At 59.6% G+C, this 19,169-nt stretch carries 19 protein-coding genes; 6 read left to right on the top strand and 13 right to left on the bottom strand.

The features are described 5' to 3' along the window. The first annotated feature begins 247 nt into the window (after window positions 1–247). The 4 genes from KW841_RS25415 (at window position 248) to KW841_RS25400 (ending at window position 4,676) form a co-directional block, all read left to right on the top strand. Window positions 248–1,459 carry an MFS transporter gene (locus KW841_RS25415; protein WP_218480206.1) on the top strand — a complete coding sequence of 404 codons (1,212 nt, stop codon included), beginning with the start codon at window positions 248–250 and terminating at the stop codon, window positions 1,457–1,459. A 190-nt stretch (window positions 1,460–1,649) separates the two neighbouring features. Then, window positions 1,650–2,414: an endonuclease/exonuclease/phosphatase family protein gene (locus tag KW841_RS25410; protein WP_256357962.1), complete on the top strand. Its 765-nt coding sequence runs from the start codon at window positions 1,650–1,652 to the stop codon at window positions 2,412–2,414. Continuing rightward, window positions 2,411–3,703 (top strand): cardiolipin synthase ClsB, encoded by a 1,293-nt coding sequence (gene clsB / locus KW841_RS25405; RefSeq protein WP_218480204.1) that lies wholly within the window; start codon window positions 2,411–2,413, stop codon window positions 3,701–3,703. Before KW841_RS25410 ends, clsB begins: the two co-directional genes overlap by 4 nt. Beyond that, entirely contained in the window at window positions 3,690–4,676 is a 987-nt protein-coding gene (locus KW841_RS25400; protein WP_218480203.1) for a lysylphosphatidylglycerol synthase domain-containing protein, read from the top strand. The genes clsB and KW841_RS25400 overlap by 14 nt, the downstream gene beginning before the upstream one ends. Before the next feature lie 138 nt (window positions 4,677–4,814). Here KW841_RS25400 and KW841_RS25395 read toward each other — a convergent pair whose 3' ends face one another. The 3 genes from KW841_RS25395 to KW841_RS25385 all read right to left on the bottom strand — a co-directional run bounded on the left by KW841_RS25395 (window position 4,815) and on the right by KW841_RS25385 (window position 7,966). After that, on the bottom strand, window positions 4,815–5,573 hold the full coding sequence (locus KW841_RS25395) for a S9 family peptidase (RefSeq protein ID WP_218480202.1): 759 nt from the start codon (window positions 5,571–5,573) through the stop codon (window positions 4,815–4,817). Then, window positions 5,563–6,672: a DUF3182 family protein gene (locus KW841_RS25390; RefSeq protein ID WP_218480201.1), complete on the bottom strand. Its 1,110-nt coding sequence runs from the start codon at window positions 6,670–6,672 to the stop codon at window positions 5,563–5,565. Before KW841_RS25390 ends, KW841_RS25395 begins: the two co-directional genes overlap by 11 nt. 301 nt (window positions 6,673–6,973) lie before the next feature. Continuing rightward, entirely contained in the window at window positions 6,974–7,966 is a 993-nt protein-coding gene (locus KW841_RS25385; RefSeq protein WP_218480200.1) for a GlxA family transcriptional regulator, read from the bottom strand. 100 nt (window positions 7,967–8,066) lie between these two features. Between KW841_RS25385 and KW841_RS25380 the strand changes: the two genes are divergently transcribed. Then, window positions 8,067–8,615, top strand: coding sequence for a cysteine hydrolase family protein (locus KW841_RS25380; RefSeq protein ID WP_218480199.1), 549 nt, complete (start codon window positions 8,067–8,069; stop codon window positions 8,613–8,615). 104 nt (window positions 8,616–8,719) lie between these two features. Here KW841_RS25380 and KW841_RS25375 read toward each other — a convergent pair whose 3' ends face one another. Both KW841_RS25375 and KW841_RS25370 read right to left on the bottom strand, forming a co-directional pair. After that, window positions 8,720–9,235 carry a single-stranded DNA-binding protein gene (locus KW841_RS25375; protein ID WP_057400623.1) on the bottom strand — a complete coding sequence of 172 codons (516 nt, stop codon included), beginning with the start codon at window positions 9,233–9,235 and terminating at the stop codon, window positions 8,720–8,722. A gap of 9 nt (window positions 9,236–9,244) precedes the next feature. Next, complete coding sequence (locus tag KW841_RS25370; RefSeq protein WP_218480198.1) at window positions 9,245–10,642, bottom strand: MFS transporter; 1,398 nt, start codon at window positions 10,640–10,642, stop codon at window positions 9,245–9,247. A gap of 191 nt (window positions 10,643–10,833) precedes the next feature. On the opposite strand from KW841_RS25370, the gene uvrA reads away from it, so the two are divergent. Then, complete coding sequence (gene uvrA, locus KW841_RS25365) at window positions 10,834–13,668, top strand: excinuclease ABC subunit UvrA (protein WP_218480197.1); 2,835 nt, start codon at window positions 10,834–10,836, stop codon at window positions 13,666–13,668. Between the two features lie 64 nt (window positions 13,669–13,732). Here the strand turns inward: uvrA and bfr are convergent, their stop codons facing one another. The 8 genes from bfr to rpmJ form a co-directional block, all read right to left on the bottom strand. Then, the gene (gene bfr, locus KW841_RS25360) at window positions 13,733–14,197 is read right to left on the bottom strand and encodes a bacterioferritin (RefSeq protein ID WP_007970123.1); all 465 of its coding nucleotides are present in this window, start codon (window positions 14,195–14,197) and stop codon (window positions 13,733–13,735) included. Between the two features lie 148 nt (window positions 14,198–14,345). Beyond that, window positions 14,346–15,800 (bottom strand): catalase, encoded by a 1,455-nt coding sequence (locus tag KW841_RS25355; protein ID WP_104451274.1) that lies wholly within the window; start codon window positions 15,798–15,800, stop codon window positions 14,346–14,348. A gap of 237 nt (window positions 15,801–16,037) precedes the next feature. After that, entirely contained in the window at window positions 16,038–16,424 is a 387-nt protein-coding gene (gene rplQ / locus KW841_RS25350; protein WP_007970429.1) for a 50S ribosomal protein L17, read from the bottom strand. Window positions 16,425–16,466: 42 nt separating this feature from the next. Next, a complete protein-coding gene (rpoA, locus tag KW841_RS25345; protein ID WP_007970428.1) occupies window positions 16,467–17,468 on the bottom strand; it encodes a DNA-directed RNA polymerase subunit alpha in 1,002 nt (333 codons plus the stop codon). Between the two features lie 22 nt (window positions 17,469–17,490). Continuing rightward, window positions 17,491–18,111 (bottom strand): 30S ribosomal protein S4, encoded by a 621-nt coding sequence (gene rpsD / locus KW841_RS25340; RefSeq protein WP_003176404.1) that lies wholly within the window; start codon window positions 18,109–18,111, stop codon window positions 17,491–17,493. 18 nt (window positions 18,112–18,129) lie between these two features. Next, window positions 18,130–18,519 carry a 30S ribosomal protein S11 gene (gene rpsK, locus KW841_RS25335; RefSeq protein WP_002555466.1) on the bottom strand — a complete coding sequence of 130 codons (390 nt, stop codon included), beginning with the start codon at window positions 18,517–18,519 and terminating at the stop codon, window positions 18,130–18,132. A gap of 30 nt (window positions 18,520–18,549) precedes the next feature. Beyond that, a complete protein-coding gene (gene rpsM / locus KW841_RS25330) occupies window positions 18,550–18,906 on the bottom strand; it encodes a 30S ribosomal protein S13 (RefSeq protein WP_009045849.1) in 357 nt (118 codons plus the stop codon). Window positions 18,907–19,036: 130 nt separating this feature from the next. Beyond that, entirely contained in the window at window positions 19,037–19,153 is a 117-nt protein-coding gene (gene rpmJ / locus KW841_RS25325) for a 50S ribosomal protein L36 (protein WP_002555468.1), read from the bottom strand. Window positions 19,154–19,169 lie beyond the last annotated feature (16 nt).

The raw sequence follows: 19,169 nt of genomic DNA, 5'->3' as shown, positions 1-19,169 counted from the left end.
GGGCTCGCCCCCGTTGGGGTGCGAAGCGCCCCCAAAACCTACCGTTCGGATTCATCTGACACACCGCATTCCAGGGATTTACGACTGCTGCGCAGCCGAGCGGGGGCGAGCCCCCTCGCCACAAGTATGCACCCGCCTTCGCGATATTTGATCTGTACGCAAATATCAAATGCTCGTCCCTGTATTTTTCCGCACAACCCGAACCCCGACACTGCGCTCCATCGAATCATCTTCCGGAGTTGCAGCCATGCCCATTGCCTTGCTCGCGCTGACCCTCAGCGCCTTTGCCATCGGGACGACCGAGTTCGTCATCGTTGGCCTGTTACCCACCATTGGCGCCGACCTCGGTGTCAGTCTGCCATCCGCCGGCCTGCTGGTCAGCCTGTATGCCCTTGGCGTTGCCGTCGGCGCCCCGGTGCTGACCGCCCTCACCGGCAAGGTTCCGCGCAAGTTGCTGCTGTTGTCGCTGATGGTGCTGTTCACCCTCGGCAACCTGCTGGCGTGGCAAGCACCGGGCTACGAGTCGCTGATCCTCGCACGGATCGTCACCGGCCTGGCCCACGGGGTGTTTTTCTCGATCGGTTCGACCATCGCCACCAGTCTAGTGCCGAAGGAAAAAGCCGCCAGCGCGATTGCCATCATGTTCACCGGCCTCACCGTGGCGCTGGTTACCGGTGTGCCGCTGGGGACATTCATCGGCCAGCATTTCGGCTGGCGTGAAACCTTCCTCGCCGTTTCGGCACTGGGCGTCATCGCCTTCATCGGCAGCCTGATCTACGTGCCGAAACATATCGCCCACAGCAAACCCGCGTCGTTCTTGCAGCAATTGCAGGTGCTCAAGCAACCGCGCCTGTTGCTGGTGTATGCGATGACGGCCATCGGCTACGGCGGCACGTTCACCGCCTTTACTTTCCTCGCGCCAATACTTCAGGACCTCTCCGGCTTCAGCGCCAGCGCCGTCAGCCTGGTGTTGCTGGTCTACGGTATCTCCGTGGCCGTGGGCAACATCTGGGGCGGCAAACTGGCGGACAAACGCGGCCCGATCAGCGCCCTGAAAATCATTTTTGCCCTGCTCGCCGCCGTGTTGTTCGCGCTGACCTTCACGGCCGGCAATCCCTGGCTGGCGCTGGCTACCGTACTGGTCTGGGGTGCCGTGGCATTCGGCAATGTGCCGGGGTTGCAGGTGTACGTGGTGCGCCAGGCCGAACATCACACGCCTCATGCCGTGGACGTGGCATCCGGCCTGAACATCGCCGCGTTCAACCTCGGCATTGCCGGTGGCGCCTGGGGCGGTGGCCTGATCGTCGCCCACATGGGGTTGATCCACACCGCGTGGATCGGTGGCCTGGTGGTGCTGGTGGCGCTGGCATTGACGGCGTGGAGTGGACGTCTTGATCGCCTTGGCCCGGCCTATGCCGAGCCGGCCGACGGTTCTGCCCGCATAATCACGGGCCACTGATAAACCCTGTGGGAGCGAGCAGGCTCGCTCCCACATTGAATCTGTTGTGATCTGATAACTGTGTACCGTCCGTAGCCCCATCGAAACTTTCGCCGCCGCCCCAGAGTCATCCCAAAATACGAGCCGTCAGGCGGGAGGCGACATGACAGCGAATCACACCGATGTTCCCGCACACGCAAATGCAAACGACATGCGGGTACAGGGTCCGTCCGTGACTTGTCGCTTCAAGGTGCTGACGGTCAACACCCACAAAGGTTTCACCGCGCTCAACCGGCGTTTCATCCTGCCGGAACTGCGTGAAGCGGTGCGTAGCGTGTCTGCCGATGTGGTGTTTTTGCAGGAAGTCCACGGCACCCACGAGCACCACCCCAAGCGCTACACCAACTGGCCGGCGATGCCGCAATACGAGTTCCTCGCCGACACCCTGTGGCCGCAGTTCGCCTATGGCCGCAATGCGGTGTATCCGGCAGGTGATCACGGCAACGCGCTGTTGTCGAAATTCCAGATCATCCGCCACGCTAACCTCGACGTGTCCATCAGCGGTCACGAGAACCGCGGGATCCTGCATTGTGTGTTGCGCCTACCCGGCGACGTCCAGGAAGTGCATGCCATTTGCGTGCACCTGGGATTGCGCGAAAGTCACCGCACGGCGCAACTGAAGCTGCTCGCCCAGCATCTGGACGCCCTGCCCGCCGATGCCCCGGTGATCGTCGCCGGGGACTTCAACGACTGGCGTCAGCGCGCCGATGCGTTGCTCAAACCCTGCGGTTTGCGCGAAGCCTTCGCCGCGCACCACGGCAAACCGGCGCGCAGTTTTCCCGCGCGCCTGCCGGCACTGCGCCTGGACCGCATCTACCTGCGCAATCTCAAGGCCAGTCATCCGCAAGTGCTGACCACCCGCCCCTGGTCGCACCTTTCCGACCACGTCCCGCTGTCGGTGGAGATCGAGTTATGAGCAGCCAGCCGATGGAAAAAAACACGCTGGATCACATCCCCGCTCCGCCGATCCGGGAGCCGACAGCGGTCGATGTCGAATACGGCTGGCAAGGCAGTAATCGCGTCGAGTTGCTGGAAAACGGCGAAGCGTATTTTCCCCGGGTATTTGACGCCCTGCGCCGGGCGCAAAGTGAAATCCTGCTGGAAACCTTCATTGTGTTCGAGGACAAGGTTGGCAATGAGCTGCAACAGATCCTGATCGAAGCTGCCCAGCGCGGTGTACGCACCACCGTCAGCCTCGACGGCTTTGGCTGCGGCGAATTGAGTACCGGGTTCCTTACCGCACTTACCGCGGCCGGCGTGCACCTGCAAATGTTCGATCCGGCACCCAAACGCCTGGGCATCCGCACCAACTGGTTCCGGCGCCTGCACCGCAAGATAGTGGTGGTGGACGGCAGCATTGCCTTCATCGGCGGGATCAACTTTTCTGCCGATCACCTTGCCGACTTCGGGCCCGAGGCCAAGCAGGACTATTCCGTGGAGGTGCAAGGCCCGGTGGTGGCCGACATTCATCACTTCACTCTGCTGCAATGCGGTCGCCCGGCGCACGCCAAATACTGGTGGCAACGCCGTCGGCAGCGGCGTTCGGAGCTGGCCCTCAGCGATCACGATGGCCAGGTACGTCTGGTGTACCGCGACAACGTTGAACACCCGAGCGACATTGAAGAGGTTTACCGCCAGGTGTTGCGCCAGGCCAAGCGCCGGGTGGTGATCGCCAACGCCTACTTCTTTCCCGGTTTTCGCTTGCTGCGCGAGATCCGCAACGCGGCCCGCCGAGGCGTGGATGTGCGGCTGATCCTGCAGGGCCAGCCAGACATGCGGGTGGCCAAGCTTGCGGCGCGCATGACCTATGACTACCTGCTCAAATCCGGGGTGAAGATCTACGAATATTGCGACCGTCCGCTGCATGGCAAGGTCGCATTGGTGGATGAAGACTGGAGCACCGTCGGCTCCAGTAACCTCGACCCGTTGAGCCTGTCGATGAATCTGGAAGCCAACGTGCTGATCCGCGACCGTGGCTTCAATCGAATTCTGTTCGATCGCCTGGAAGACCTCAGCGACAACCATTGCAAGGCCATGCCTCACGACATCGCGCCGCGCGGGCGTGTCTGGCACATGACCATAGGTTTTCTGGTGTTTCACTTCCTGCGGCATTTCCCGGCTTGGGCCGGTTGGTTGCCGGCGCACAAGCCTCGCCTGAAACCCATCCCCCCTCCGACCGGGAGCGCTGACCATGAACCGCGCTGAACCCCACATGGCAACTGACGCCAAAAGCCCGGGCAAGTCGCACTGGAGCCGTTGGAAACGACCGCTGACGATGCTGTTTTTCCTGATGCTGATCGTGTTGTTCACGATGCTCGCCCAGCGCCTCGAGTGGAGCGAAGTGTTCGACAACCTGGCCGATTTCAAGGTACGCACGCTGATCATTGCGTCGGGGCTGACCCTGGTGAGTTTTCTGGTGTACGCCTGCTTCGACCTGATCGGCCGCACCTACATCCGCCAGAACCTGACCTGGAAGCAGATACTGCCCGTGGGGATCATCAGCTACGCCTTCAACCTGAACCTGAGCGCCTGGGTCGGCGGCATCGCCATGCGCTACCGGTTGTATTCGCGGCTCGGGGTCAGCAAGAGCAACATCGCGAAGATCCTTGGCCTGAGCCTGGCGACCAACTGGTTCGGCTACATGGTCATTGCCGGCGCCGTGTTCAGCAGCGGGCTGGTGCGCATGCCGCCGGGCTGGAAGCTCAGCAGCAGTGCGCTGCAAGGCGTGGGGGTCTTGTTGTTGCTGCTGAGCGCCGGCTACCTGGTGGCGTGCCAGTTTGCCAAACGTCGGGAGTGGGCGATTCGCGGCATCGAAATCGACCTCCCGTCCTTGCGCATGGCAGTGCTGCAACTAACCCTCGGTGCGCTGAACTGGTCGCTGATGGCCGCGGTGATCTTCACCTTGCTGCCGAGCAAACTGGACTATCCACTGGTACTGGGCGTGCTGTTGATCAGCGCCATCGCCGGGGTCATCACCCACATCCCGGCCGGGCTCGGCGTGCTCGAGGCGGTGTTCGTGGCGCTGCTGCAACACGAGGTGTCGCGGGGCAGTCTGGTGGCCGGGCTGCTGGCCTATCGAGCGATTTATTTCATCCTGCCGTTGTTGATTGCCCTGGTGATGTACTTGTTGGTGGAGGCCAAGGCCAAGGCGTTACGAATCTCAAGGAAACCCAAGTGATCTTTGGTGTCTGCTAGTCCGCCATCGCGGGCAAGCCCGCTCCCACAGGGTCTGCTGGTGGATGCAAATTCTATGTACACCCTCGATCCCTGTGGGAGCGGGCTTGCCCGCGATGAGGCCCGCAAGAACACCCCGATATCAGGATGATTGAATAATGCTCAACCGCTCCCCGACCACCATCTCGGTAATCCAGTCGACGAGGATCGAGGTGTAGGCCTGCTGGGAAACCGGATCGCTCAAGGCGTGGTCGGCACCGTCGATGATGCGGTGGGTCATGGAGTGCGTCTGCTGGCAGGCCGCCCGGTAGCTCATGATCGTCGCGTGGGGCACGTAGTCGTCGGTCTCGGACTGCACCAGCAGGACATCCCCGCGAAATTGCGAGCAGGCATGCAAGGCCCGGTTGCTGTCGGCCCGCACCAGGGTGCCTCGGTAATCACGCAGATCCAGCTTGTCCAGGTCGCGTTTCGGCGTGTGCCATTGTTCGTCGCGGTACAGCGCCGGCACCCGCAGCGCCAGCCAGCGCACTGGCCGCAGCGAAGTCAGAATCGAGGCCAGATATCCCCCATAACTGGTGCCGACCACGGCAATCGCCGAAGTATCGAGGGCCGGGTGCGCGAGCAAGCGGTCATAGGCTGCCAGCAGGTCGCGTAGATTGTCTTCGCGAGTCACCCGGGACAATTGAATGCCAGTGCCGCCGGTGTGCCCGCGCAGGTCGAAGGTCAGGCATACACACCCCAAACCGGCGATACCTTTGGCGCGCTCCAGGTCCCGCTCCTGACTGCCACCCCAACCGTGCACAAAAAGTACGCCGGGCACTTTCGATTTGGGGCTCAGAAAAGTCCCGCTCATCTGTTCGTTATCGATGTCGATCTGAATGGATTCGCTTCTAGCCGTCATAGGATTTAACCGTCACGTACTTGAGAAGAAAGTCACTGCTTTGCGCCGGCCCGCGATACACCTCGATGGCATCTGCCGGCAGCGGCTGATCGATGTAGGTTTCCACCGAAGACACACGAATCGCGCGCATCCCCGGATCGTTGACGAAACTCTGCAAAGCCGCCACCTCGGCACTGCTCGCACCGCCCATGCGCCAGGATTGTTCGAGCACGCCGCTGCGCTGTTTGCCGTCGCTATCGATGCCCTGAGCGATGTCGTAGTTGCGCCGTGATGCATAGAAACGCGGATAGGCTTCATCCGCGGCGCTGTCGAACACCTGCGCCTGCTGGATAGCCATGCGCACGTCATCGGCCAGGTCCAGCTTCAGTAAATCGTCATAGCTGCCCTGCACCACCAACAGGTTCGAGCCGCCATAGACTTCCTCGCCCTCGGCGTCTTTGGTCAAGTATTGATCACCGCAGTAACTCAGCACCTTGTCGCCGATGAAACTCTGGCCGACGCTGTGGGTAATCACCTGATCAAGATCCTGCTCCAGCACCACACCTTCGGTGAAGGTCGCGTCAGCCTCGGGCCTGGCCAGGATTTCATCGAACTCGTCGAGGTTCTGGATCACTTCCTGACCACGTCCGGCGCAGGCGTGTATCGGCTTCAGGCGGATCGGCCCGGTGTACAACAGGTGTTCCGCCGCCGGGCGAGCATCCTTCAGGCTGAACACGCTGAGACCGTCGAGTACTACGCTGCGTACCCGCTGGGAAAACAAAGGAGCCCAGCCTGGCGGAGCGTGGGCATGGTGGTTGAGCAGGCCATGACTGATGGCTTTGGTGCAGATGAAATCATGGTCGACATAACCACCCCACAAATCCTCCGGCCCCTTGACCCCCAATTGCCGGGCAGCCTCAGCGCCCACCAGCGTCTGGGTCGGCAACAGGTAGAGGGCGCGACCTTCGTGCAATTGCGGATCGTAACTGCCGCCGTACTTGAGCCCCAATATCCGCGCTAGCCAGCGCGCCAACGCACGGTTGGTCTCGACTTCGTGCAGCGGCGCGTCGGCGCGTAGCGAATGGGCAACCACCAGTTTCTTGCGGTTTGTTGGGGTCATGCATCCCCCTTCAATCGACGCTTGATGAATGTAGTTCAAGGGGTGCAGGGATCAGGCCAAGGCCCGTTACGCAAAGAGGGGTTTTAAATCAGCCCGTTGCGTAGAAAGTGATGGCATGGGGCCTGTTTTATTCTGCACGATGCTCTTTGATATGCCGGCATTTTGCACGACTCCAGCCCACACACCCGACCCTGTGGGAGCGAGCTTGCTCGCGATAGCAGTGTTCCAGACACATCAATGTTGAATGTCATGCCCTCATCGCGAGCAAGCTCGCTCCCACAGGAGATCGGGGGTGATGTGACTACCGTGCAACCGATCCAGGGCTCACCCCAAACCGCATCCGATAATCACTCGGCGCCAGCCCGGTGATTTTCTTGAATGTCGCGCGAAACGCGCCGGGGTCCTGATAACCCACGGTCCAGGCAATATGGTCGATGGTGCCGTTGGTGAATTCGAGCAGTTCCCGGGCCTTGCCGACTCGCAGATGCTGACAGTATTCGGTGGGTTTGAGCCCGGTGGCCGAACGGAAACGTCGCAGGAAGGTGCGCTCTTCCAGCCCTGCCCTTTCGGCCATCGCCGTCAGCGATACCTCGGTCGCCCCGGTGCTTTGCAACCAGTGCTGCACCTTGAGGATCGCCGCATCGCCATGACTGAGGATCGGCGCAAAATTGCTGCCGCACTCGCTGGCGCTGTCGCTGTGTTCCACCACCAGAAAACGCGCGGTACTGGTGGCAATGCTCGGTCCCAGCAACCGGTTGACCAGGCGAAGACCCAGTTCAGACCAGGCCATCAGCCCGGCGGTGGTGATCAGGTCGCCGTCATCGACAATCGGCGTATCGGCCTTGAGCCGTATCGCCGGATAACGTTCGGCAAAGCTCTTGGCCGAGGTCCAGTGGGTGGTGGCGCTGCGGCCGTCGAGCAGACCGCTTTCAGCCAACAGGATCGAGCCCACGCAAACCCCGCCCAGTGTCGCGCCGCTGGCATGTTGCTCGCGCAACCAGCGGATCAAGCCCTGTGGCGCCTGGCCCTCGGAAAAGCCGGCAATCGATGGCGGGATCAACACAGCCACCAGGGCACGCTCGGGGCCAGGACGGCTGTCGAAGACCCGGACTGGCGGCTGATCACCCTCGACCTGCCAATGGCTGACCCGCAGCAGGGGCAATTGCGCAGCCTGATGCTCGGCGGCGATCCGGTTCGCCACCCCGAACAAATCCGTCAAGCCATGCACCGCCGCCATCTGCGCGCCGGGATAGATCAGCACACCGAGCTCGGCGATTGCCCTTTCTGTGTCCATTGTCAGTTTTCCCCCTCTTATTGTCGGTGCGGCCAATCCCCGGACCGCCTGCCAGCGCCAATACTTCATTCCACACCAAACACACTTCGAGGAAACAGTCATGGCCAAGCAAGCGCTCATCGTAGTCGATATCCAGAACGACTACTTCCCCCAAGGCAAGTGGCCACTGGTCGGCGCCGATGCCGCCGCCGACAATGCCGTCCGACTGATCAAGGCATTCCGTGATGCCGGTGATCCGGTGGTACACATCCGCCACGAATTCACCTCCGCAGAGGCGCCGTTCTTCACCCCGAACTCCGAAGGCGCGAAGCTGCACCCCAAAGTGATCAACCGCGCTGACGAACCGGTGGTGCTCAAGCACTTCGTCAACTCGTTCCGCGAAACCGAGCTGAAATCGATCCTCGACGAGCAAGGCATCAAGGAACTGGTGGTTGTGGGCAGCATGAGCCACATGTGCGTCGACGGCATCACCCGTGCGGCGGCGGACTTCGGCTACACGGTGACCGTGATCCACGACGCCTGCGCCACCCGTGACCTGGAATTCAATGGCGTGTCAGTTCCGGCGGCGCAGGTTCATGCCGCGTTCATGGCGGCCCTGGCGTTTGCCTATGCCAGCGTGGTGTCGGCCAACGAGTTCCTCGCGGCCTGAGCCTGCGACCACATTTCACCGCCCATAAAAAACCCGCACTTCAGACCGAAGTGCGGGTTTTGTTTTGTCAGCTTGCTGCTTGTAGCTTGAGGCTTGCAGCTGCCTTAGAACGGAATATCGTCATCAAAGCTGTCGAAATCCGGAGCCGGTTGCGGTGCGGCCTGTTGAGGGGCCGGACGCTGTGGCTGCTGTTGCGGAGCAGGACGTTGAGCCTGCTGGCGCGGAGCGGATTGCTGGTAGTTGTTACCGCCGCCCTGGCCCTGCTGGTCACCCTGTGGACGGCCACCCAGCAGTTGCATGGTGCCTTGCATGTCGACCACGATTTCGGTGGTGTAACGCTTGATACCGTCTTTTTCCCACTCGCGGGTCTGCAGCTTGCCTTCGATGTAGACTTGTGAACCTTTACGCAGGTACTCGCCAGCGATTTCTGCAACCTTGCCGAACATCGACACACGGTGCCATTCGGTCTTTTCGACTTTCTGACCGGTTTGCTTGTCGGTCCACTGTTCGCTGGTCGCCAGACTCAGGTTGGTCACGGCGTTACCGTTAGGCAAGTAGCGAACTTCGGGATCCTGGCCGCAAGTGCCGACCAATATGACTTTGTTAACCCCACGGGCCATAACGTTCTCCTAGGCTACGCACGCTGCCCCGGCCGGGTTGTTCACCAGGCGCTCAAGGGTGGTGCGATCCAATAGTTCGGTGTCCAGTTTGATGTAAATCGCCGCCTCTTCCGCGACGATGACTGCATCTGTTACCCCTACGACCGCCTTCAGGCGCTCGACCAGACCCGCTTCGCGGATCGCCTCGGGCGACAACGGCAAGCGCAGGCTTGTGACGTAGGGAGGTTCGCGCATGGTAACAGCAAAGGCCAGCCAGAGGGCAGCGAGAGCGGCGCATCCGAGGAACACAACCGACAGACCGCCATGCTGGAACAGCCAGCCACCGAGGATTCCCCCCAGTGCCGAGCCGAGGAACTGGCTGGTGGAATAAACCCCCATCGCCGTGCCCTTGCCGCCTGCCGGTGAAACCTTGCTGATCAGCGACGGCAGTGAAGCCTCCAGAAGATTGAACGCAGTGAAGAACACCACCGTACCGATCACCAGAGACCGCAAGCTGTCGCCGAACTGCCAGAAGAATAGCTCAGTGAGCATCAACGTCACGACGGCGCCGAGTAAAACTCGTTTCATTTTGCGTTTCTTCTCGCCGTAGATAATGAACGGGATCATGGCGAAGAAAGAAATCAGCAGCGCGGTCAGGTACACCCACCAGTGCTGCTCTTTGGGCAGCCCGGCTTTCTCGACCAGCGCCAGGGGCAAGGCGACGAAGCTGGACATCAACATCGCGTGCAAGACAAAAATGCCCAGGTCCAGGCGCAGCAGGTCCGGATGCTTGAGGGTCGGGATCAACGCCTGGCGCGCGACACCGGACTCACGGTGCTGCAACGGGCCGGTGGAGCGCGGCACCATGAACATCACGATCACTATGCCAAACAGCGCCATGCCGCCGGTAGCAAGGAACAATCCGGACAACCCGAAGGCGCGGGTCAACAGCGGGCCGACGACCATGGCCACCGCAAACGACAGGCCGATGGTCATGCCGATCATGGCCATGGCCTTGGTCCGGTGCTGCTCGCGGGTCAGGTCGGACAGCAAGGCCATGACCGCAGCGGAAATCGCCCCGGCACCCTGCAGGATTCGCCCGGCGATCACGCCCCAGATCGAATCGGCATTGGCGGCCAGCAGACTGCCGAGGGCAAAGACGATCAAGCCCAGGTAAATCACCGGGCGACGGCCGATGCGGTCGGAAATGAAACCGAACGGAATCTGGAAGACCGCCTGGGTCAGGCCATAAGCGCCAATCGCCAGGCCGATCAGGGCCGGTGTGGCGCCGGCCAGATCCATCCCATAGGTCGCCAGCACCGGCAACACCATGAACATGCCAAGCATACGGAAGGCGAACACCAGGGCCAGACCGCTTGCCGCGCGGGTCTCGCTACCACTCATGCGCTCGCTGTGGGGATCGTGCATGGAAAAACCTCATGTGAACCGGCGGCGATTCTACCAGTCCGATCGATTGGCGGGGTATATCGCGACGCTTTGACGCGCATTGCTGACGCACTCTTCATGTATGACAGTAGCCCACCCGTTTGATAGTGTGCATCCATCCAGTATTTGGCCGTATACTCTTACGTTTTCGACGCCCGCCGAGCGAGGCCACCTTGGACAAGATCCTGATTCGTGGGGCTCGAACCCACAACCTGAAGAACATCGACCTGACCCTGCCACGGGACAAGCTGATCGTCATCACCGGCCTGTCCGGCTCCGGCAAGTCATCCCTGGCTTTCGACACCTTGTACGCCGAAGGCCAGCGCCGCTACGTCGAATCGCTGTCGGCTTATGCCCGGCAGTTCCTGTCGATGATGGAAAAGCCTGACGTCGACACCATCGAAGGCCTGTCGCCGGCGATCTCCATCGAACAGAAGTCGACCTCGCACAACCCGCGTTCGACGGTCGGCACCATTACCGAAATCTACGATTACCTGCGCCTGCTGTATGCACGCGTGGGTATTCCCCGTTGCCCGGACCACGACATTCCGCTGGAGGCGCAGACCGTCAGCCAGATGGTCGACCTGGTCCTCGCCGAACCGGAGGGCAGCAAACTGATGCTGTTGGCCCCGGTCATCCGCGAGCGCAAAGGCGAGCACCTGTCGGTTTTCGAAGAACTGCGCGCACAGGGTTTTGTCCGCGCCCGAATCAACGGCAAGCTTTACGAGCTGGACGAAGCCCCCAAGCTCGACAAGCAGAAAAAACACACCATCGATGTCGTGGTCGACCGTTTCAAGGTTCGCGCCGACCTGCAACAACGCCTGGCCGAATCCTTCGAAACCGCGCTGAAACTGGCGGACGGCATCGCCCTTGTAGCGCCGATGGACGACGAGCCGGGCGAGGAGATGATCTTCTCCGCACGCTTCGCCTGCCCGATCTGCGGCCATGCGATCAGTGAGCTGGAACCCAAGCTGTTCTCCTTCAACAACCCGGCCGGCGCCTGCCCGACCTGTGACGGTCTGGGGGTAAAGCAGTTCTTCGACATCAAGCGCCTGGTCAACGGCGAACTGACCCTGGCCGAAGGGGCGATTCGTGGCTGGGATCGGCGTAACGTCTATTACTTCCAGATGCTCGGCTCGCTGGCCGCGCACTACAAGTTCAGCCTGGAAGTGCCGTTCAACGAACTGCCCGCCGACCAGCAGAAATTCATCCTGCACGGCAGCGGTTCGCAAAACGTTGACTTCAAATACCTGAACGACCGTGGCGACATCGTCAAACGCTCGCACCCGTTCGAAGGCATCGTGCCGAACCTGGAGCGCCGTTACCGCGAAACCGAATCGGCATCGGTGCGCGAAGAACTGGCCAAGTTCCTCAGTACCCAGTCATGCCCGGATTGCCGTGGCACCCGTCTGCGCCGTGAAGCGCGGCACGTGTGGGTCGGCGAGAAAACCCTGCCGGCGGTGACCAACCTGCCGATCGGCGATGCGTCCGACTATTTTGGCGGGCTCAAGCTCACCGGTCGTCGTGGCGAAATTGCCGACAAGATCCTCAAGGAAATCCGCGAACGCCTGCAATTTCTGGTCAACGTCGGCCTCGACTATCTGTCGCTGGACCGCAGTGCCGACACCTTGTCCGGCGGCGAGGCCCAGCGCATTCGGCTGGCCAGCCAGATTGGCGCCGGCCTGGTGGGTGTCCTGTACATCCTTGACGAACCTTCCATCGGCTTGCATCAGCGCGATAACGACCGGCTGTTGGGCACCCTCAAGCACCTGCGCGATATCGGCAACACGGTGATCGTTGTCGAGCACGACGAAGACGCGATCCGCCTGGCCGACTACGTGGTGGACATCGGCCCGGGCGCCGGCGTGCACGGCGGACATATCGTCGCCGAAGGCACACCGGCCGAGGTCATGGCGCATCCGGACTCGCTGACGGGCAAATACCTGTCGGGCCGGGTGAAAATCGAAGTCCCGGCCAAACGTACGCCGCGCAACAAGAAGCTGACTCTGTCGCTCAAGGGCGCGCGTGGCAACAACCTGCGCAATGTCGACCTGGAGATTCCGATCGGCCTGCTGACCTGTGTCACCGGCGTATCCGGTTCGGGTAAATCGACGCTGATCAACAACACGCTGTTCCCGTTGAGCGCCACCGCGCTGAACGGTGCAACGACGCTTGAGGCGGCCGCCCACGACAGCATCAAGGGCCTGGAACACCTGGACAAGGTCGTGGACATCGACCAGAGCCCGATCGGCCGTACGCCACGCTCCAACCCGGCGACCTATACCGGCCTGTTCACGCCGATCCGCGAGTTGTTCGCCGGCGTGCCGGAATCCCGCTCCCGTGGCTACGGCCCGGGGCGCTTCTCCTTCAACGTCAAGGGCGGGCGTTGCGAAGCCTGCCAGGGCGACGGTCTGATCAAGGTGGAGATGCATTTCCTGCCGGACATCTACGTGCCGTGCGACGTGTGCAAGAGCAAGCGCTACAACCGTGAAACCCTGGAGATCAAATACAAGGGCAAGAGCATCCACGAAACCCTAGAGATGACCATTGAGGAAGCGCGAGAGTTCTTCGATGCCGTACCGGCCCTGGCGCGCAAGCTGCAAACGTTGATGGACGTCGGCCTGTCGTACATCAAGCTTGGACAATCGGCGACCACGCTCTCCGGAGGTGAAGCGCAGCGGGTGAAACTGTCCCGCGAATTGTCCAAGCGTGATACCGGCAAGACCTTGTACATCCTCGATGAACCGACCACCGGGCTGCACTTCGCGGATATCCAGCAACTGCTCGACGTGCTGCATCGCCTGCGCGACCACGGCAACACCGTGGTGGTGATCGAACACAACCTGGACGTGATCAAGACCGCCGACTGGCTGGTGGACCTTGGTCCGGAAGGTGGTTCCAAGGGCGGCCAGATCATCGCCGTCGGTACGCCGGAGGAAGTGTCAGAGATGAAGCAGTCTCACACCGGCTACTACCTCAAACCGCTGCTGGAGCGTGACCGGGCTTAACCGGGCGCCATGAAAAAGCCCCTGTCACTTCATCGGTGACAGGGGCTTTTTTGTATTCGCTGAATCAGGCGTGGGATTGCAGGTAGTTCTCAAGCCCGATCAACTTGATCAGACCCAGCTGCTTCTCAAGCCAGTAGGTATGATCTTCTTCGGTGTCATGCAGTTGAACCCGCAGCATTTCGCGGCTGACGTAGTCCTTGTGCTGCTCACAGAGCTTGATGCCCTTGCACAGCGCAGCCCGCACCTTGTATTCCAGGCGCAAATCCGCTTCGAGCATCTCGGTCACCGTGGTGCCGACATCGAGATCGTCCGGACGCATGCGCGGAGTGCCCTCGAGCATCAGAATCCGGCGCATCAAGGCATCAGCGTGCCCTGCTTCTTCTTCCATCTCGTGGTTGATTCGTTCGTAGAGCTTGGTGAAACCCCAGTCCTCATACATCCGCGAGTGGACGAAATATTGATCACGCGCGGCCAGTTCGCCGGTCAGCAACGTGTTGAGGTAATCGATCACATCTGGGTGGCCTTGCATTGCCCTACATCTCCCTGCTTGAAAGTTGTAGTTTGAACCAACATGCCCGTATCGTCACTCGCAAGACGCAATAAAAGCGAAGATATTCTGAGAAAACCAGCTGAAATAACGCAAAAACCGCCCAAACAAGGGCGGTTCTGCTTCTCATTTAGACTTCGTTAAGCTGTACGTTGAGCAGCTTTGCGATTGCTTCTCCATACGCCGGGTCAGCCTTGTAGAAATGTTGCAGCTGGCGATCAACCACATCACTCGACACCCCCGCCATCGCACCGGCGATGTTGCTGACCAGCAGCGATTTCTGCTGTTCAGACATCAAGCGGAACAACGCGCCGGCGTGACTGTAGTAATCAGTGTCTTCGCGGTGGTCGTAACGATCGGCCGCACCGCTGAGGGCCAACGCGGGCTCTGCGTAACGAGGTGCCTGCTTCGGCGACTCGACATAGCTGTTCGGCTCGTAGTTCGGCGCCGCACCGCCATTGCTGCCAAAGGCCATCGAGCCATCGCGCTGATAGGTGTTGACCGGACTGCGCGGAGCGTTGACTGGCAACTGTTGGTGGTTGGTGCCGACACGGTAACGGTGAGCGTCCGCGTAGGCGAACACCCGCCCTTGCAGCATGCGATCCGGCGACAGACCAACGCCTGGCACCATATTGCTGGGACCGAACGCCGCCTGTTCGACTTCCGCGAAGTAGTTCTGCGGATTGCGATTGAGCTCCAGCTCTCCGACCTCAATCAGTGGAAACTCTTTTTGCGACCAGGTTTTGGTCACATCAAACGGATTCTCGTAATGCGCCGCCGCCTGAGCCTCGCTCATGATCTGAATGCACACCCGCCATTTCGGGAAATCACCCTGCTCGATGGCGTTGAACAAATCGCGCTGGGCGTAATCCGGATCAGTACCCGCCAGACGCGCAGCCTCCGCTGGAGCAAGGTTCTTGATCCCCTGCTGGGTCTTGTAGTGCCACTTCACCCAGTGGCGCTCGCCTTGAGCATTGATGAGGCTGTAAGTGTGGCTGCCGAACCCGTGCATGTGACGGTATCCGTCAGGGATACCCCGGTCGGAAAACAGGATGGTGACCTGGTGCAACGCCTCGGGCGAATGCGACCAGAAGTCCCACATCGCCTGGGCACTTTTCAGGTTGCTTTGCGGCAAACGCTTCTGGGTGTGGATAAAGTCCGGAAACTTCAATGGATCACGAATGAAGAACACTGGCGTGTTATTGCCGACAATGTCCCAGTTGCCTTCCTCGGTGTAGAACTTCAAGGCAAACCCGCGTGGATCACGCTCGGTATCGGCCGAACCGCGCTCACCACCCACGGTGGAAAACCGCAGGAACGTCGGGGTCTGCTTGCCGACTGCCTCAAACAGCTTCGCACTGGTGTATTGAGTGATATCGCGCGTCACGGTGAACGTACCGTAGGCACCCGAGCCTTTGGCGTGCACACGGCGCTCAGGGATGTTTTCACGGTTGAAGTGGGCAAGCTTCTCGATCAGATGAAAGTCGTCGAGCAGCAGCGGGCCGCGAGGGCCGGCGGAACGGGAATTCTGGTTATCAGCAACAGGAGCGCCACTGGCGGTGGTAAGCGTTTTGTTTTGGCTCATGCGATCTTCCTTCTTCTGTCGGTCTTGAACTGCCGGCTATCGGCTGAGAAGGAGTATTGATCATCAATATGACAGCTACAAATTCATTAACTTGCAGACATCGATAGTTAAAAACTAATGATCATCCCCATCACATAATGACGATGTGGACGAAGGGGACGCTTGTACAAACGGCGCGTTTCTTACAGGCACAAAAAACCGGGCACTAGGCCCGGTTCCTTGTTTCAGACTGACGTCTTACTCGGCGGATACAGCTTCGCCAGCAGTAGCACGATCAACCAACTCGACGTACGCCATAGGCGCGTTGTCGCCAGCGCGGAAACCGCACTTGAGGATGCGCAGGTAGCCACCCTCACGGGTAGCGTAACGCTTGCCCAGGTCGTTGAAGAGCTTACCAACGATAGCTTTCGAACGAGTACGGTCGAAAGCCAGACGACGGTTAGCAACGCTGTCTGTCTTGGCCAGAGTGATCAGCGGCTCGGCAACGCGGCGCAGTTCTTTGGCTTTTGGCAGAGTCGTTTTGATCAGCTCGTGCTCGAACAGCGACACCGCCATGTTTTGGAACATGGCCTTGCGGTGCGAGCTGGTGCGGCTCAGGTGACGACCACTTTTACGATGACGCATGGTTCATTCCTTACCAAACACTACGTTCGGTGATTACGACGATCAGGCAGTCGCCTTGTCGTCCTTCTTAAGACTTGCAGGCGGCCAGTTGTCGAGGCGCATGCCGAGGGACAGACCGCGGGAGGCCAGAACGTCCTTGATTTCAGTCAAGGATTTCTTGCCCAGGTTCGGAGTCTTCAACAGTTCCACTTCGGTACGCTGAATCAGGTCACCGATGTAGTAAATGTTTTCCGCCTTAAGGCAGTTAGCCGAACGTACAGTCAGTTCCAGATCGTCAACCGGGCGAAGCAGGATCGGATCGATCTCGTCTTCCTGCTCGACAACCACTGGCTCACTGTCACCCTTGAGGTCGACGAACGCAGCCAACTGCTGTTGCAGGATGGTTGCAGCGCGGCGAATAGCCTCTTCAGGATCCAGAGTACCGTTGGTTTCCAGATCAATAACCAGCTTGTCCAGGTTAGTACGCTGCTCGACACGGGCGTTTTCCACCACGTATGCGATACGGCGAACCGGGCTGAACGAAGAGTCAAGCTGCAAGCGACCGATGCTGCGGCTTTCGTCTTCATCGCTCTGACGCGAGTCTGCCGGTTCATAACCACGACCACGAGCTACTACGAGCTTCATGTTCAGGGCGCCGTTAGACGCCAGGTTAGCGATTACGTGATCGGGATTAACGATCTCGACATCATGATCCAGCTGAATATCGGCAGCGGTAACCACCCCCGAACCCTTCTTCGACAAGGTCAGCGTAACTTCGTCACGACCGTGCAGCTTGATAGCCAGACCTTTAAGGTTCAACAGGATTTCAATTACGTCTTCCTGTACACCTTCGATGGCGCTGTACTCGTGGAGCACACCGTCAATCTCGGCCTCGACTACTGCACAGCCGGGCATTGAGGACAACAGGATGCGGCGCAGCGCGTTGCCCAGGGTATGGCCGAAACCACGCTCGAGAGGCTCGAGAGTGATCTTGGCGCGGGTTGGACTGACAACCTGCACATCAATGTGGCGGGGTGTCAGGAACTCATTTACCGAAATCTGCATGGATGCACCTATTTTCTAGCCCTTACTTGGAGTAGAGCTCGACAATCAGGCTTTCGTTGATGTCGGCGGACAGATCACTGCGAGCTGGAACGTTCTTGAAAACGCCCGACTTCTTCTCAGTGTCTACTTCTACCCATTCTACGCGGCCACGTTGGGCACACAGATCGAGAGCTTGGACAATGCGAAGTTGATTTTTTGCTTTCTCGCGAACAGCGACCACGTCACCAGCACGAACCTGGTAGGACGGAACGTTAACGGTCTGACCGTTTACGCTGATCGACTTGTGCGATACCAGCTGACGGGATTCGGCACGAGTCGAACCAAAGCCCATACGGTATACAACGTTGTCCAGACGGCATTCGAGCAGTTGCAGCAGGTTCTCACCGGTTGCACCTTTCTTGCCAGCAGCTTCTTTGTAGTAGCCGCTGAATTGACGCTCGAGAACGCCGTAGATACGACGGACCTTCTGCTTTTCACGCAGTTGGGTGCCGTAGTCGGACTGGCGACCGCGGCGTTGGCCGTGGATACCAGGTGCTGCTTCAATGTTGCACTTCGATTCGATCGCGCGCACGCCGCTCTTCAGGAAGAGATCGGTGCCTTCACGACGAGCGAGTTTGCATTTTGGACCAATGTAACGAGCCATTCTTTACAATCTCCTGGATTACACGCGGCGCTTCTTCGGCGGACGGCACCCGTTGTGCGGGATTGGCGTCACGTCGGTGATGCTGGCGATCTTGTAGCCACAGCCGTTCAAAGCGCGGACTGCGGATTCACGACCTGGACCTGGACCTTTGACGTTGACGTCGAGGTTTTTCAGGCCGTATTCCAGCGCAGCTTGACCAGCACGTTCAGCAGCTACCTGAGCAGCAAACGGGGTGGACTTGCGGGAACCGCGGAAACCCGAACCACCGGAGGTAGCCCAGGAAAGAGCGTTACCTTGACGGTCGGTGATGGTCACGATGGTGTTGTTAAAAGATGCATGGATGTGGGCGATGCCATCAACCACTGTCTTTTTAACTTTTTTACGAGGACGAGCAGCAGGTTTTGCCATGATTAAATTCCTGTCGATTCGCTGGGGCGATTACTTGCGGATCGGCTTACGCGGACCTTTACGGGTACGCGCGTTGGTCTTGGTACGCTGACCGCGCACTGGAAGACCGCGACGATGACGCAGACCGCGATAGCAACCGAGGTCCATCAAGCGCTTGATTTTCATGTTGATTTCGCGACGCAGGTCACCTTCAGTGGTGAACTTCGCCACTTCGCCACGCAGCTGTTCAATCTGCTCGTCGCTCAGATCTTTGATCTTTGCTGCTGGGTTTACCCCAGTCTCTGCACAAATTTTCTGTGCAGTAGTGCGACCAACACCATAGATGTAGGTCAGCGAGATAACAGTATGCTTGTTATCTGGAATGTTAACGCCTGCAATACGGGCCATTCAGTGGGACTCCAATTGACAGCTACCTACGCCCCGGAAGCCAAGAAATAGGGCGCGAGATAATATCGCTGTAATAACAAATAATCAACCCGGCAGCGCACTAGCTGCCGGGCTTGAAGCACAATCACACTCAGCCTTGGCGCTGTTTGTGACGCGGTTCCGCGCTGCAAATTACTCGAACAACACCTTCGCGGCGAATAATCTTGCAGTTACGGCACAGCTTTTTCACCGATGCACGAACTTTCATCACCAACTCCTCGAAC

It is taken from the genome of Pseudomonas sp. PDM28, assembly GCF_019219115.1.
Lineage (GTDB): Bacteria > Pseudomonadota > Gammaproteobacteria > Pseudomonadales > Pseudomonadaceae > Aquipseudomonas > Aquipseudomonas laurylsulfatiphila.
Note: the sequence above shows the minus strand (reverse complement) of the source record. Positions and strands in the feature narration are given on the sequence as shown.

Coding starts and splice junctions, on each gene's coding strand:
- KW841_RS25415 (WP_218480206.1), top strand. CDS start 248: ATGCCCATTGCCTTGCTCGCGCTGACCCTCAGCGCCTTTGCCATCGGG.
- KW841_RS25410 (WP_256357962.1), top strand. CDS start 1,650: ATGCGGGTACAGGGTCCGTCCGTGACTTGTCGCTTCAAGGTGCTGACG.
- clsB (WP_218480204.1), top strand. CDS start 2,411: ATGAGCAGCCAGCCGATGGAAAAAAACACGCTGGATCACATCCCCGCT.
- KW841_RS25400 (WP_218480203.1), top strand. CDS start 3,690: ATGAACCGCGCTGAACCCCACATGGCAACTGACGCCAAAAGCCCGGGC.
- KW841_RS25395 (WP_218480202.1), bottom strand. CDS start 5,573: ATGACGGCTAGAAGCGAATCCATTCAGATCGACATCGATAACGAACAG.
- KW841_RS25390 (WP_218480201.1), bottom strand. CDS start 6,672: ATGACCCCAACAAACCGCAAGAAACTGGTGGTTGCCCATTCGCTACGC.
- KW841_RS25385 (WP_218480200.1), bottom strand. CDS start 7,966: ATGGACACAGAAAGGGCAATCGCCGAGCTCGGTGTGCTGATCTATCCC.
- KW841_RS25380 (WP_218480199.1), top strand. CDS start 8,067: ATGGCCAAGCAAGCGCTCATCGTAGTCGATATCCAGAACGACTACTTC.
- KW841_RS25375 (WP_057400623.1), bottom strand. CDS start 9,235: ATGGCCCGTGGGGTTAACAAAGTCATATTGGTCGGCACTTGCGGCCAG.
- KW841_RS25370 (WP_218480198.1), bottom strand. CDS start 10,642: ATGCACGATCCCCACAGCGAGCGCATGAGTGGTAGCGAGACCCGCGCG.
- bfr (WP_007970123.1), bottom strand. CDS start 14,197: ATGCAAGGCCACCCAGATGTGATCGATTACCTCAACACGTTGCTGACC.
- KW841_RS25355 (WP_104451274.1), bottom strand. CDS start 15,800: ATGAGCCAAAACAAAACGCTTACCACCGCCAGTGGCGCTCCTGTTGCT.
- rplQ (WP_007970429.1), bottom strand. CDS start 16,424: ATGCGTCATCGTAAAAGTGGTCGTCACCTGAGCCGCACCAGCTCGCAC.
- rpoA (WP_007970428.1), bottom strand. CDS start 17,468: ATGCAGATTTCGGTAAATGAGTTCCTGACACCCCGCCACATTGATGTG.
- rpsD (WP_003176404.1), bottom strand. CDS start 18,111: ATGGCTCGTTACATTGGTCCAAAATGCAAACTCGCTCGTCGTGAAGGC.
- rpsK (WP_002555466.1), bottom strand. CDS start 18,519: ATGGCAAAACCTGCTGCTCGTCCTCGTAAAAAAGTTAAAAAGACAGTG.
- rpsM (WP_009045849.1), bottom strand. CDS start 18,906: ATGGCCCGTATTGCAGGCGTTAACATTCCAGATAACAAGCATACTGTT.
- rpmJ (WP_002555468.1), bottom strand. CDS start 19,153: ATGAAAGTTCGTGCATCGGTGAAAAAGCTGTGCCGTAACTGCAAGATT.